Raw genomic sequence first — 14,368 nt, 5'->3', positions numbered from 1 at the left:
GTAGATGAAATTGAACTCGATGTTGTCGATCTGCCGATCAGTACCGCGAATGCCCATGTGTGCTCCGTGCCGAAGGGGTTTGCCCTAGTCTACCCCGGTCGTTTCACACTTTTACATCAGGCGGCCTGAAACAACCGGGTAATCACAGGTTGCTGTCGGTGACGCGCCTGCCAGATATCGTAATCAGCCTGAATGGCCAACCACAACCGGGCGGTGCTGATTCCAGCCATCTCCAGGCGTATTGCCAAGTCTGGAGACATCGCCGCGCGACCATGCAATACCCGCGAAAGCGCTTCTCGAGAGAACCCAAGATGCGATGCGAAGGCTTTCACCGTCAGACCTAACGCGGGCAGAACATCTTCACGCAAGGTTTCGCCTGGATGTGGCGGATTGTGCAAAGGCATGCTCAGCTCTCCTATTCAGTGGTAATCAAGGTAATCGACCAGTTCGACATCCGAACCCACGAAGCGAAAGATCAGCCGCCAGTTACCAGAGACACTGACTGACCAGAAGTCCGATAACTCCCCTTTGAGCGGATGCAACTGCCAGCCTGGAACGCTCAAATCTTGCGCAGACATGGCGCAATCAAGAAACTGGAGTTGCCGCTTCAAGCGCTTTGCGTGAGAGACCTGGATCCCTCGGGTGTTGCCCGTTTCATGAAAAATTCGCAGTCCCTTGTGTCGAAAACTGATGATCATGGGTAGCTCGCCGTGTCCATTTGGGAGACGAGCCAAGTGTGACCCCATGCATCACACGAAGCAAAGTATCATGTGTGACGCAATGCGTCACACATTAATTACCGAAGGATGCGACTCTATCCACAACTCGCCCGATCACGCACCGGGCACTGTGCGCGGTGCAGGTTCAGTGCGGTGTTGATGATGCCGATATGGCTGAACGCCTGGGGGAAGTTGCCGAGCATGCGCTGGCCCGCCGGGTCGTACTGTTCGGCCAGCAGGCCAAGGTCGTTGCACAGGCTGGTCAGGCGTTCGTACAGTGCCTGCGCTTGTGCCTGGCGGCCCAGCAATACATACACATCGGCCAGCCAGAACGAACACACCAGGAAGGTGCCCTCCCCGGGTGTCAGGCCGTCGCTGCAGCGGTCACTGTCATAGCGCAGCAGCAGGCCGTTTTTCAGCAGGCGCTGCTCGACCTGTTCGAGCGTGCGCAAGAAGCGTGGGTCATCCGCCGGCAGGAAGCCGGTCAGGGCGATGTGCAACAAACTGGCATCCATCTCGGTCGAGCCATAGGCCTGGACGAAAAAGCGGCCGCTGGGGTCCAGGCCCTGCGCGCACACTTCACGACGAATCTCGTCAGCCACCTGGCGGTAATGCCGCCCGCGCTCGCGGCCTTCCTCGGTGGTGTCGGCCAGCCCCGCGGCACGGTCGAAGGCCACCCAGGCCATGACCTTGGAGTGCACGAACTGCTGCCGACCGCCGCGCACTTCCCAGATGCCCTCGTCCGGCTGGCGCCAGATGCGCTCTACGTAAGGCAGGATCGAGCGGGCGATGGCGGCGCTGCGCGGGTGGCGGGGCAAGCCGCCCTTGATTGCCTGGGTCATGGCATCGGCAAGTTCGCCGTAGATGTCCAGCTGCATCTGCGCTGACGCTGCATTGCCCACCCGCACCGGTTGCGAGTGTTCGTAACCGGCCAGCCACGGTAAGGTGTATTCCTGCAGGTCGCGCTCACCGGCCAGGCCGTACATGATCTGCATCTGCTCGGGGTTGCCGGCCACCGAGCGCAACAGCCACTCGCGCCAGGCCTGGGCTTCGTCGAAGTAGCCGAGGTTCATGAAGGCCAGCAGGGTCATGGTCGCGTCGCGCAGCCAACAGAAGCGGTAGTCCCAGTTGCGCTCGTGGCCGATGCGCTCGGGCAGTGAGGTGGTGACGGCGGCTACGATGCCGCCGGTGGGCGCGTAGGTCATGGCCTTGAGGGTCAGCAGCGAGCGGCGCACCAGGGCGGAGTATGGGCCCACCTGTGGGCAGCGGGCGGCGAAGGCCTGCCATTGGTCGATGGTCTGCGCCAGCGCTTCGTCGCTATCACAACCGGGCTGCACTGGCAGGTGCGAGGGCTGGTGGCGCAGGCTGAACACCTGACGTTCGCCCGCGCCAACGCGAAAGCGCGCGACGGTGTGCTGGTCACGGGCATGCGGGGGGACGGTGCTGCACAGGATCAGCCGGTCGGGGCCGGCGACGGCGCTGAGGGTCAGCGGGTCGAGCCGTTCCACCCAGGGCACGCTGCGGCCGTAGTCGAAGCGCATGACCAGGTCCATTTCGAAGTTGGTTTCGCCAGCGAGGCCCTCGACGATGCGCACCAGCGCGTTGGCCTCGCCCAGCGGCATGAAGTCGAGCACACGGGCGCGGCCGGTGGCGGTGACCCAGGTGGTTTCCAGCACCAGGGTGTCGTCCAGGTATTGGCGGCTGCTGTGTTCGACCGGGTCGCAGGGGGCCAGGCGCCAGCGGCCGTTTTCCTCGTTGCCCAGCAGTGCGGCGAATACCGCGGGGGCGTCGAAGCGTGGCAGGCACAGCCAGTCGAGCGAGCCATCGCGGCTGACCAGGGCGGCGCTGCGGCAGTTGCCCAGCAGGGCATAGTCTTCGATGTGGGCAGGCATTGGGGCTCCTTTGTGTGGTTGCCTGTGACGGCCTCTTCGCGGGCATGCCCGCTCCCACAGGTGCACCACAGCCCGTGAAGGCGGTGCAATACCTGTGGGAGCGGGCGTGCCCGCGAAAGGGCCGGCACAGGCTCTACAAAAAACTCACCCCAAGCGGTGCCACTCGCGCTTGTCCCGCGCCAGCAATTCATTGCCGGCCTCGGGCCCGTCTTCACCGGCCGGGTACTCGTGCACCTCGCCGCCCTGGGCCCAGGCATCGAGGAACGGCTGCACCGCGCGCCAGCCGTTCTCGATGTTGTCAGCCCGCTGGAACAGGGTCTGGTCACCGGTCAGGCAGTCGTAGATCAGCGTCTCGTAGCCGGTCGCCGGGGTCATCTTGAAGAAGTCCTTGTAGGCAAAGCCCAGCTCGACGTTCTCCATCACCAGCTCCGGCCCGGGGCGTTTGGCCTGCAGGTCGAACCACATGCCTTCGTTGGGCTGGATCTGGATCTTCAGGTAATTGGGCTTGGGCCGCTCCAGCTCCGACTCGCGGAACTGCGCATAAGGCGCCGGCTTGAAGCAGATGGCGATTTCGGTATCACGCACGCTCATGCGCTTGCCAGTGCGCAGGTAGAACGGCACGCCAGCCCAGCGCCAGTTGTCGATCATCACCTTCAGCGCCACATAGGTCTCGGTCTGGCTATCCGCCGCGACGTTGGCCTCGTGGCGGTAGCCGGGCAACTGCTTGCGCCCCTGCTTGCCGGCACTGTACTGGCCACGCACGGAGTTTTTCAGGGCCATCTTCACCGACCATGGGCGGATGGCGCCGACCACCTTGGCCTTTTCGCTGCGCACGGCATCGGCGGCGAACGCGGCCGGGGGTTCCATGGCCACCATCGCCAGCAACTGGAACAGGTGGTTGGGCACCATGTCGCGCAACGCCCCGGTGCTGTCATAGAACGCACCACGGGTCTCGACGCCGACGGTTTCCGCGGCGGTGATTTGCACATGGTCGATGTAGTGGTTGTTCCAGAACGATTCGAACAAGCCGTTGGAGAACCGGCTGACCAGGATGTTCTGCACCGTCTCTTTGCCCAGGTAATGGTCGATGCGGTAGATCTGCCGCTCGCCCATCACCTTCAGCAGGCAGGCGTTGAGCGCCTCGGCGCTGGCCAGGTCGGTGCCGAAGGGCTTTTCCACCACGACCCGGCGAAAGCCGCCGGCCGATTCGTCGAGCAGCCCGGCCTGCCCCAGCCGCTGCGCCACTTCGGGGAAGAAGCGCGGCGAGGTCGCCAGATAGAAGATGGCGTTGCCGTGGCGGGTTGTGTCGATGCGCCTGGCGAGGGCCTGGTAGGTGGCCGGGTCGAGGAAATCGCCGGTCTGGTAATCCAGGCGTTTGGCCAGGCGTGCCCAGAGCTTCTCATCCAGGCACTTGGCCGTGCCCTCGCCACCTTTGTCACGCTCGACCATGAACGCATGCAGGCGCTCGGCGAATTCCTCGGCAGTGGCCGGGTTGTGGTCGACACCGACGATGCGCAGGTTGCGGTCCAGCAGGCCGTCACGGCTGAGGTTGTAAAGCGCCGGCATCAGCAGGCGCTTGACCAGGTCGCCATTGGCGCCGAACAGGAACAGAGTACATGGCGGAGCGGCCGGAATGCTCTGTTTGGTCATTCGGCTTTTTTCTCGACGTGGCCACCGAAGCCCAGGCGCATGGCCGAGAGAATCTTGTCACCATAGGTGCCTTGCTGCTGGCGCGAGCGGAAGCGGGCGAACAGCGCGCTGGACAGCACCGGTACCGGCACCGCCTGCTCGACGGCGGCGTCGATGGTCCAGCGGCCTTCACCACTGTCGGACACCGAGCCACTGAACTGCGACAGCTGCGGGTCAGCCACCAGCGCATCGGCGGTGAGGTCGAGCAGCCACGAGGTGACCACGCTGCCACGCCGCCACACTTCGGCGATTTCGGCCACGTTCAGGTCGAAACGCTGGTCTTCCGGCAGTTCGTTGCCGCCCTTGCTGCGCAGCAGGTCGAAACCTTCGGCATAGGCCTGCATCAGGCCGTATTCAATGCCGTTGTGCACCATTTTCACGTAGTGCCCGGCACCGGGTGGGCCGGCGTGGATGTAGCCGTGTTCGGCACGCTGGTGCTCGCCGCTGCGGCCATGGGTACGCGGGATGTCACCCACGCCCGGGGCCAGCGCCTTGAACAGAGGCTCCAGGCGCTCGAACACGTCCTTTTCGCCACCGATCATCATGCAGTAGCCACGGTCCAGGCCCCACACACCGCCCGAGGTGCCGACGTCCAGGTAATGCAGCCCGCGCTTGGCCAGCTCGGCGGCGCGGCGCATGTCGTCCTTGTAGAAGGTGTTGCCGCCGTCGATGATCGCATCGCCCGGCTCCAGCAGCTCGGCCAGCTGGGCGATGGTCTGCTCGGTGGGCTCGCCGGCGGGCAGCATGACCCACACCGCGCGCGGTGCTTTCAGCTTCTGCACCAGTGCGCCGAGGTCGTGCGCACCCTGGGCACCCTCGCCCTCCAGGCCAACGATGGCCTCACGGTTGCGATCGTGTACCACGGTGCGGTGGCCGGCGCGCATCAGGCGCCTTGCGATATTGCCGCCCATGCGGCCCAGCCCGATGATTCCCAGTTGCATGAGCCGATGCTCCCCTTTCGAAATAAATGACAACACAATCCAGCTTTTCAGATTAGTCCAGCGAACCGATCGAGGGTTCAGCGACGAACGGCGAGACCACGATAAACAAAAAAGTTCCCAAGACTTGCAAAAGAATTCAGAATGCGCCCGCGTGAAGCGTCTACGCTTTAACTTGTCACCAGCCAAAACCGCGAGGTGTGCTCATGGGTACCTTGATGCCTGCAACCCCAACCCAGACCCTCTATGTCTCCGTGCGCCGTGATGAGCTGCGTAAACTGAAGGACGAACGTGACCAGCTGCGCCAGCAGGTCGCTCAACTGAACCTGCTGCTGGCACAACAGCGCGCTGAAGACAAAGCTGTCAGCCTCTGATTCTACCTTCTTCTTGTGGGGGCTGAATGGCTCCCACCCTGCTTGTCTCTCTCTGAATCCTCTTTTCCAGGCCCGACCTCTTCGCGGGCACACCCGCTCCCACGAAGATTGCGAAAGAGTCCAATATCTGCCTTGCGCCCAACTCTGGTGCATCAGCACTTGAAAGCCACAATTTGGCGCACCATCCCCATCCCCCGTCCGCCCCTTTTCACCTCCGGTCACAAACGCCAACGTTTGCGTCTATTCCGCGGCATGACAATAGTGACCAGCGGGTCACCTTTTTATCTCTTTCTCTCCTACACTCGGGTTTCGGCCCGCCATTTGCTCAACGGAAGAGTGACGAAAAAAAGTCGAACTTTCCGGAACGCGGGCAGGTCAGGAACTAAGTAGGCCAAACGCAAAGGGACTTCCCAGCATCGGCCCACACACCCCAACCAGCGCAATCGCCTTCGGCCGGAATGCCGATCGCGCCGTGCCTGCGCGCACGACCCTGGGGCATGGAACGCACTACGCAGAATCCAGAATCAGAGAGAACCAACACGAAACATCGCCACGGGTGCCAGCACCCGGCCAAGCATAGGGACGGAGAGAAGTATGATCAGTGCCGCTGTCGAGCCTCACGTAGATTCATTCAACCCGGACAACCGCGAACCGCTCACCCCGGACTTCGCCACGACAGGCAAGGCACCCGGCGCCCAGCGCCAGCACAACCGCAACAAGCGCAAGATTTTGTTCGTGACCTCGGAAATCGCCGACCTGGTGAAAACCGGTGGCCTGGGTGACGTGTCTGCAGCCCTGCCCCGTGCCCTGGCGCACCTGCACGATGTGCGGGTGCTGATCCCCGGCTACCGCCAGGTGATGGAAAGCGACAACCCCATCCACATCGTCGGTGAACTGGGTGGCCACGCCGCCCTGCCGCCGTGCAAGATCGGGCGCATGGACATGGCCGACGGCCTGGTCATCTATGTGCTGATCTGCCCCGAACTGTACCAGCGAGACGGCACCCCCTATGGCGCCAACAACGGCCGCGACTGGCCCGACAACCACATCCGCTTCGCCCGCCTGGGCCTGGCCGCCGCCGAAATCGCCGCCGGCGAAGGCAGGATCCACTGGAAGCCCGAAGTGGTGCACGCCCACGACTGGCCCGCCGGCCTGGCTCCGGCCTACATGCACTGGCGCGGGCTGAGTACGCCAACCCTGTTCACAATCCACAACCTGGCCTACCAGGGCGTGTACAGCCGCGGTTGCAGCCCGGAACTGGCGATCCCCGAGCACGCCATGCAGCAAGAAGGCATGGAGTTCTACGGCAAGCTGTCGTTCCTCAAGGCCGGCCTGGCCTACGCCAGCCACATCACCACGGTCAGCGCCACCTATGCCCGGGAAATCACCACCCCGGAATTCGGCTGCGGCCTGGACGGCTTCCTCGCCAGCAAGGCCCAGCAAGGCCTGCTCGGCGGCATTCCCAATGGCATCGACGAAAGCTGGGACTCGGCCACCGACAAGCACCTGCAGCACAACTTCAGCATCAACGACTGGGAAGGCAAGGCGCGCAATGCCCAGGAAGTGCGCGAGCTGTTCAAACTGCAGCCCTCCGAAGGCCCGCTGTTCGCCGTGGTTTCGCGCCTGGTCTACCAGAAGGGCCTGGACCTGACCCTGGGTGTGGCCGACTACATCGTCGAGCAAGGCGGGCAGATCGCGATCATCGGCCGTGGCGAGCCGGAAGAAGAGCAGGCCATGCGCGAACTGGCGCTACGCCACCCGGGCCGTATCGGCGTACGCATCGGCTTCAACGAAACCGATGCCCGACGCATGTTCGCCGGCAGCGACTTCCTGCTGATGCCGTCACGCTACGAGCCATGCGGCCTCAGCCAGATGTACGCGCAGCGTTTCGGCTCGCTGCCGGTGGCGCGCAACACTGGCGGCCTGGCCGACACCATCGAGTGCGGCGTCACCGGTTTCCTGTTCAACGAGTCCACCGTCGAGAGCTATCGCCAGGCACTCAGCCGCGCCTTCTACGTATACGGCAAGAAGGACCTGCTGAACGCCATGCGCTGCCTGTCGATGACCCAACCGTTCAACTGGTGCCAGGCCGTGGAACCCTACGCACGCCTGTACGAAGACTTGGTCAAGCAGGCACAGCACAGCCACTACTGAACGGGGAATCGAAGATGCACAGACATGGCGCACACCTGCTGGACGCCACGTCGGCGCGCTTCGCCCTCTGGGCCCCGGATGCGCGCAGCGTGAGCGTGGAACTGGAGCAGCAGCCGGCCATCGAGCTGTTGCCCGACGATGATGGCTGGTTCACCGGCGTGGCCCCGTGCCAGGCCGGTGACCGTTACCACTACCGTATCGATGGTGCACTGCAGGTGGCCGACCCGGCCTCGCGCTACCAGCCCGATGGCGTGCAGGGGCCGAGCCAGGTGGTGGATGTGGCCAGCTATGCCTGGCAACACCCCTGGCAAGGCCGGCCCTGGCACGAAGCGGTCATCCAGGAGCTGCATGTCGGCCTGCTCGACGGTTACACCGGGGTCGCCCGGCAACTGCCGCGCCTGGCCGAGCTGGGCATCAGCGCCGTCGAGCTGATGCCGCTGGGGCAGTTCCCTGGCGAGCGCAACTGGGGTTACGACGGCGTGCTGCCCTATGCGCCGCAAAACACCTATGGCAGCCCCGAGCAGCTGTGTACGCTGGTCGACCAGGCACATGGCCACGGGCTGATGGTGCTGGTCGATGTGGTGTACAACCACTTCGGCCCCGACGGCAATTACCTGCACCAGTACGCCAGCCCGTTCTTCCGCGAAGACCGGCAGACCCCCTGGGGCGCAGCCATCGACTTCCGTCGCCCGCAGGTGCGCGAGTACTTCATCCAGAACGCCCTGATGTGGTTGTGCGACTACCGCTGTGACGGCCTGCGCCTGGATGCCGTGCACGCCATCGACCAGCCCGACTTCCTGGTCGAGCTGGCGCAAAGGGTACGTGCGGCGGTGGAACCCGGCCGCCACGTATGGCTGGTACTGGAGAACGAGCACAACCAGGCCTTCCTGCTGGAGCAAGGCTTCGACGCCCAGTGGAACGACGACGGCCACAATGCCCTGCATGTGCTGCTCACCGGCGAAACCGAAGGCTACTACGCCGACTACCAGCAGCGCCCCATCGACCAGCTGGCCCGCTGCCTTGCCGAAGGTTTCGTGTTCCAGGGCCAGGCCAACCGCCATGGCACGCCCCGCGGCGAGCCCAGCGCGCACTTGCCACCCAGCGCCTTCGTGCTGTTTCTGCAGAACCATGACCAGGTCGGCAACCGTGCCCTGGGCGAGCGCCTGACCCGCCTGTGCCCACCGCAGGCGCTGCGGGCGGCCACCGGGCTGTTGCTGCTGGCACCGATGATCCCTCTGCTGTTCATGGGCGATGACGATGGCAGCTGCCGGCCGTTCCTGTTCTTCACCGACTTCCATGACCAACTGGCCGACGCCGTGCGCGAAGGCCGGCGCGGCGAGTTCGCCCATTTCACCGCCTTCGCCGACCCCGAGCAGCGCCAACGCATCCCCGACCCCAACGCCGAACAGACCTTCGAGGCCTCCCGCCCGCAAGGCAAGGAAGTGATCGCCGGCTGGCACGGCCTGTACCAGCACCTGCTCGAACTGCGCCGCCGCCATGTGATCCCGCACCTGCCCGGCAGCCGCGCGCTGGGCGCCGAAGTACACGGCGACAAGGCCCTGACCGCACGCTGGCGTCTGGGCAATGGCACCACCCTGCGCATCGACCTGAACCTGGCCGCCACCCCACAGGGGGTCGAGTTGCCCGCGCCGGCCAACCGCCTGTTCGACAGCAGCGACACCCGGCACCCCGATACCCACCTGGCCGCCTACAGCTGCGTGGTCAGCCTGCTTCCCCCTGCCCTGGAGCGCCCATGAGCGAAACCGCCCTGCACCGCCTGGCGACCCGCGTCGGGCTGAGCCGCGACTGGATCGACGCCAATGCCCGGCCCCAGCGTGTCAGCGACGAGGTACTGCGCAACATCCTTGAAGGCCTTGGCCACCCGGCCAGCGATGACGCCGCCATTGCCGCCAGCCTGCGCGCCGTGGACGCTGCCGAAGACAGTGAGCACCTGCCGCCGCTGCTGACCGCCGACCTCGGCCAGCCACTGGCACTGGCGCGCTACTTCAGCGCCGCCAGCGTCGCGCACTGCACCTTGGAGGACCACAGCGCCCTCACCCTCAGCCTTGACGACCAGGCCCGCCTGCCCGGAGCGCTGCCCATCGGCTACCACCAGGTGGAAATCGACAGCCGCCGCTTCACCGTGGCCGTGGCCCCGCCACGCTGCCACAGCCTTGAAGACCGCGTGCAGCAGCCGCCACCGCGCTGCTGGGGCCTGGCGGTGCAGTTGTACAGCTTGCGCCGCCCCGGCGATGGTGGCTACGGCGACTGCCTGGCCCTGGAACAACTGGCCCGCGCGGCCGCCGAGCGCGGTGCCGATGCCTTGGCCATCAGCCCGATCCACGCCTTGTCGGCCATCGACCAGACGCACTACAGCCCCTACTCGCCCTCCAGCCGCCTGTTGCTCAACACCCTTTACGCCAGCCCTGCCGCGCTGCTGGGCGAGCGGGAGGTGCGCGTGGCCATCGAAACCTGCGGCCTGGAGCAACAGCTGGAAGACCTGGAGCAAGGCCCGCTGGTTGACTGGCAGCGTGCCGCCAGCGCCCGCCTGCGCCTGCTCGAAGCCCTGTACCAGGGCTTCAGCCAGGGCGACCACCCGCTGCGCAAGGATTTCGACAGCTTCCGCGAAGCCGGTGGCCAGGCCCTGGAGCACCATTGCCGCTTCGAGGTGCTGCAGGCCCAGGCCGTGGAGCATGGCCTGGGCGCCGACTGGCGCCACTGGCCCAAGGCCTGGCACGACCCGTACCACCCGGAAGTGGAGGCCTTCGCCAACGCCTACCCGGCCAAGGTCGAGTTCCATGCCTTTTGCCAATGGCTGACCGAACGGGGCCTGCAACGCGCCCAGGAAGCAGCGCGCGGCAACGGCATGGCGGTGGGCCTGATCGCTGACCTGGCGGTGGGCGCCGACGGTGCCGGCAGCCAGGCCTGGAGCCGCCAGGACGAGCTGCTGGCAGGCCTGAAGGTGGGTGCACCGCCCGACATCCTCAACCGTGCCGGCCAGGACTGGGGCATCTGCGCCTTCTCGCCCGAAGGCCTCAAGCGCAACGGCTACCGCGCCTTCATCGAAATGCTGCGGGCCAACCTCGCCCACGCCGGCGGCCTGCGCATCGACCATGTCATGGGCCTGCGCCGGCTGTGGCTGATCCCGCAGGGAGCCAAGCCCAGCGAAGGCGCCTACCTCAACTACCCGCTGGACGACCTGCTGCGCCTGCTGGCGCTGGAGTCGGTGCGCCACCAGGCAATCATCCTCGGCGAAGACCTGGGCACCGTGCCGGACGGCCTGCGCGAACAACTGGCGGCCAAGGCCGTGCTGGGCATGCGCGTGCTGCCCTTCGAGCAGACCCAGCCCGGCCATTTCAAGCCGATTCTCGACTGGCCGGACAACGCCCTGGCCACCACCGGCACCCACGACCTGGCGCCGCTGGCCGGCTGGCTGGAAAACCGCGACATCGACTGGAGCCACCGCCTGCAACTGATCGATGCGGCCACCGAACTGCACTGGCGCCACGAGCGGCAGAAGGAGCACGACGGCCTGCGCCGCACCCTGGAGGCCAACTACGGCACGCTGCCGGACAACGACGCGCTGATCGACGCTGCCATCCGTTACGTTGGCCACACTCGCGCACCGCTGGTGCTGGTGCCGCTGGAAGACCTGCTGGGTTGCGACGAGCAACCCAACCTGCCGGGCACCACCTCCGGCCACCCCAACTGGCGCCGACGCTTCGCCCGGCCGGTACGTGAACTGCTCGACGACGAAGACGCCGCGCGGCGCCTGGAACTGCTGGCCCAGGCCCGCGAACAAGCCTGGGAGCGTGACCGATGAAAGCGCTGACCGCGACCCTGCGCCTGCAGTTTCACAGTGACTTCACCCTCGATCACGCCGTGCCGCTGGTGCCGTACTTCGCCCAGTTGGGTATCAGCCACCTGTATGCCTCGCCCATCCTCAAGGCCCGCGCCGGTTCGCGCCACGGCTACGACGTGGTCGACCCGACCTGCGTCAACCCCGAGCTGGGCGGCGAAGCGGCGCTGGAACGGCTGGTTGCCGCCCTGCGCCAGCACGGCATGGGGCTGATCCTCGACACGGTGTCCAACCACATGGCCGTGGGCGGTGCCGACAACCCCTGGTGGCAGAGCCTGCTGGCCTGGGGCCGGCGCAGCCTCTATGCAGAATTCTTCGACATCCAGTGGCACTCCAGCGACCCGCTGCTGGCCGGTCAGCTGCTGCTGCCGTTCCTCGCCAGCGACTATGGCGTGGCGCTGAAAAATGGCGAGATACCGCTTGAGTTCGACAAGCACCATGGGCTGCTGCAGGTCGCCCATTACCAACACCGCTTCCCGATCTGCCCGGTCGACTATGGCTGGATTCTCGCCCTCAGCCCGGAGCCGGCGCTCAAGGCCCTGGCCGAACGCTTCACCGCGTTGAACGCATCGGCCACGCCGCTGGCCGACGCCCTGCCCCTGCAAGCCGAACTGGCGCGCCTGGCAGGCGAAGGCGCCGACCTCGAATCGGCCCTGGTGGCGTTCGACAGCCGTAGCGAGAACGGCTTCAAGCGCCTGCACCTGCTGCTGGAGCGCCAGACCTACCGCCTGGCCAGCTGGCGTACCGCCGCCGACGACATCAACTGGCGGCGCTTCTTCGACATCAACGAGCTGGGCGGCCTGCGGGTGGAACGCGCGGTGGTGTTCGAGGCCACCCACGCCAAGCTGTTCGAGCTGATCGAGCGCGGCCTGGTGGACGGCCTGCGCATCGACCATATCGACGGCCTGGCCGACCCGCGCGGTTACTGCCGCAAGCTGCGCCGACGGGTCGATGGCCTGCTGGCACGGCGGCCGTTGAACGCCGCCCTGGAGCATTTCCCGATCTACGTGGAGAAGATCCTCGGCGCCAACGAGCACCTGCACCGCGACTGGCTTACCGACGGCACTACCGGCTATGAATTCATGAACCAGGTTTCGCTGCTGCAGCACGACCCGGCGGGCGAAGCAACCCTGACCGAGCTGTGGGCCAATGTGAGCGAACGCCCCGACTTCCCCGAAGAAGTGCGTCAGGCCCGCCACCTGGTGCTCAATGCCAGCCTGGCCGGCGACTGCGAGTCGGTGGCCCAGGCGCTGTTGCAGGTGGCGCGCAACGACCTGATGACCCGCGACCTGACCCTGGGCGCGATCCGCCGTGCCTTGCAGGCACTGGTGGCGCATTACCCGGTGTACCGCACCTACTTCAGTGCCTGCGGGCGCCCGGCAGAAGACGAAGGGTTTTTCCAGCAGGCCCTGGCCAATGCCCGGCAGGACCTGGGCGAAGCCGACTGGCCGCTTCTTGAGCACCTGCAACAATGGTTGGGCGGGCAAGCCTGGCGCAGCCTGCCAGCAGGCCGGGCACGCAAGCAGCTGCGCCACGCCTGCGTGCGCTTTCAGCAACTGACCGCGCCCAGTGCCGCCAAGGCCGTGGAAGACACCGCGTTCTACCGCAGCGCGCGGCTGCTGTCGCGCAACGATGTGGGCTTCGATGCCGAGCGTTTCAGCGCCCCGCTCGAGCACTTCCACAACGAGGCCCAGCGGCGCCTGCGTGACTTCCCCGACAACCTGCTGGCCAGCGCCACCCATGACCACAAGCGCGGCGAAGACACCCGTGCGCGCCTGGCCGTGCTCAGCGAGCGCGGCCCGTGGCTGGCCAGCCGCATGGAACACTGGCGCGAGCTGGCCACGCCGTTGCGCACGCAACTGGATGACGGCCCGGCGCCCAGCCCCGGCGACGAGCTGATGCTGTTGCAGACCTTGCTTGGCAGTTGGCCGCTGGACCTCGACCTGCACGATGACAACGCCCTGCAACAGTACGCCGAACGCATCCGCCAGTGGCAGCAGAAGGCCCTGCGCGAGGCAAAGCTGCGCAGCAGCTGGAGCGCGCCGAACGAAGCATATGAAAACGCCTGTGCCGGCTACATCGACGGCCTGCTGCTGGACGGCGAGAACCAGCAGCTGCGCAAATCGCTGGCCGATGCCGCCCATCTGCTGGCCTGCCCCGGTGCCCTCAACGGCCTGGTCCAGGCCCTGCTGCGCATGACCACGCCGGGCGTGCCGGACCTGTACCAGGGCAACGAATACTGGGATTTCAGCCTGGTCGACCCGGATAACCGCCGCGCCGTGGACTACGCTTGCCGGCGTCGCACCCTGGACGATGCAACGCCGGTAGCCGAGCTGCTGGAACACTGGCGCGACGGCCGCCTCAAGCAGGCGCTGATCGCCCGGGTGCTGGACTGCCGCCAGGCCCATGCCGAGCTGTTCCGTCGTGGCGCCTACCTGCCGCTGACCGTGCATGGCCGGCATGCCGACAAGGTGGTGGCGTTCGCCCGCCTTGGCGAAGGCGAACGGGCCGTCATCATCGCGCCACGCCTGGCCAGTACCCTGCTGGCAGGTGCACCGACACCCCTGATCCCGGCACAGAACTGGGACGACACCCGGGTAAGCCTGCCGTTTGCCTTGTCGCCTGCCAACTCGACGGGACTTTTCCCCAGTGCTGCGGTCAGCTCTTCCAAGGAGCTGATGTTGAGCGCCGTGCTGGCGGAGTTTCCGGTCAACCTGCTGATACAACAATCTTGAGCATCAGG

General features: G+C 65.9%; 10 protein-coding genes. 5 read left to right on the top strand and 5 right to left on the bottom strand.

Going from position 1 to position 14,368, the window contains the following annotated elements:
* Positions 1-116 precede the first annotated feature (116 nt).
* The 5 genes from ABIB24_RS09110 to gnd form a co-directional block, all read right to left on the bottom strand.
* Positions 117-404: a HigA family addiction module antitoxin gene (locus ABIB24_RS09110; protein WP_025339798.1), complete on the bottom strand. Its 288-nt coding sequence runs from the start codon at positions 402-404 to the stop codon at positions 117-119.
* A gap of 15 nt (positions 405-419) precedes the next feature.
* Positions 420-698 (bottom strand): type II toxin-antitoxin system RelE/ParE family toxin, encoded by a 279-nt coding sequence (locus ABIB24_RS09105; protein WP_025339799.1) that lies wholly within the window; start codon positions 696-698, stop codon positions 420-422.
* A 116-nt stretch (positions 699-814) separates the two neighbouring features.
* A complete protein-coding gene (locus tag ABIB24_RS09100; protein WP_274078704.1) occupies positions 815-2,611 on the bottom strand; it encodes a glycoside hydrolase family 15 protein in 1,797 nt (598 codons plus the stop codon).
* 144 nt (positions 2,612-2,755) lie between these two features.
* Positions 2,756-4,261: a glucose-6-phosphate dehydrogenase gene (gene zwf, locus ABIB24_RS09095; RefSeq protein WP_137164378.1), complete on the bottom strand. Its 1,506-nt coding sequence runs from the start codon at positions 4,259-4,261 to the stop codon at positions 2,756-2,758.
* Positions 4,258-5,280: a phosphogluconate dehydrogenase (NAD(+)-dependent, decarboxylating) gene (gnd, locus tag ABIB24_RS09090; protein WP_170978902.1), complete on the bottom strand. Its 1,023-nt coding sequence runs from the start codon at positions 5,278-5,280 to the stop codon at positions 4,258-4,260. Before gnd ends, zwf begins: the two co-directional genes overlap by 4 nt.
* Before the next feature lie 164 nt (positions 5,281-5,444).
* Between gnd and ABIB24_RS09085 the strand changes: the two genes are divergently transcribed.
* From ABIB24_RS09085 to ABIB24_RS09065, 5 genes are all read left to right on the top strand, one after another.
* Positions 5,445-5,612 carry a DUF6026 family protein gene (locus ABIB24_RS09085; RefSeq protein WP_015270996.1) on the top strand — a complete coding sequence of 56 codons (168 nt, stop codon included), beginning with the start codon at positions 5,445-5,447 and terminating at the stop codon, positions 5,610-5,612.
* Between the two features lie 594 nt (positions 5,613-6,206).
* Positions 6,207-7,766 (top strand): glycogen synthase GlgA, encoded by a 1,560-nt coding sequence (gene glgA, locus ABIB24_RS09080; RefSeq protein WP_075045668.1) that lies wholly within the window; start codon positions 6,207-6,209, stop codon positions 7,764-7,766.
* Between the two features lie 14 nt (positions 7,767-7,780).
* Positions 7,781-9,523 carry a malto-oligosyltrehalose trehalohydrolase gene (gene treZ, locus ABIB24_RS09075; protein WP_274078703.1) on the top strand — a complete coding sequence of 581 codons (1,743 nt, stop codon included), beginning with the start codon at positions 7,781-7,783 and terminating at the stop codon, positions 9,521-9,523.
* On the top strand, positions 9,520-11,589 hold the full coding sequence (gene malQ / locus ABIB24_RS09070; protein WP_354316345.1) for a 4-alpha-glucanotransferase: 2,070 nt from the start codon (positions 9,520-9,522) through the stop codon (positions 11,587-11,589). The genes treZ and malQ overlap by 4 nt, the downstream gene beginning before the upstream one ends.
* Positions 11,586-14,360, top strand: coding sequence for a malto-oligosyltrehalose synthase (locus ABIB24_RS09065; protein WP_354316344.1), 2,775 nt, complete (start codon positions 11,586-11,588; stop codon positions 14,358-14,360). The genes malQ and ABIB24_RS09065 overlap by 4 nt, the downstream gene beginning before the upstream one ends.
* Positions 14,361-14,368 lie beyond the last annotated feature (8 nt).

It is taken from the genome of Pseudomonas sp. UYEF17 (genome assembly GCF_040546125.1).
Taxonomy (GTDB): Bacteria; Pseudomonadota; Gammaproteobacteria; order Pseudomonadales; family Pseudomonadaceae; genus Aquipseudomonas; species Aquipseudomonas putida_Z.
This window is presented reverse-complemented; position numbering and strand designations above follow the sequence as displayed.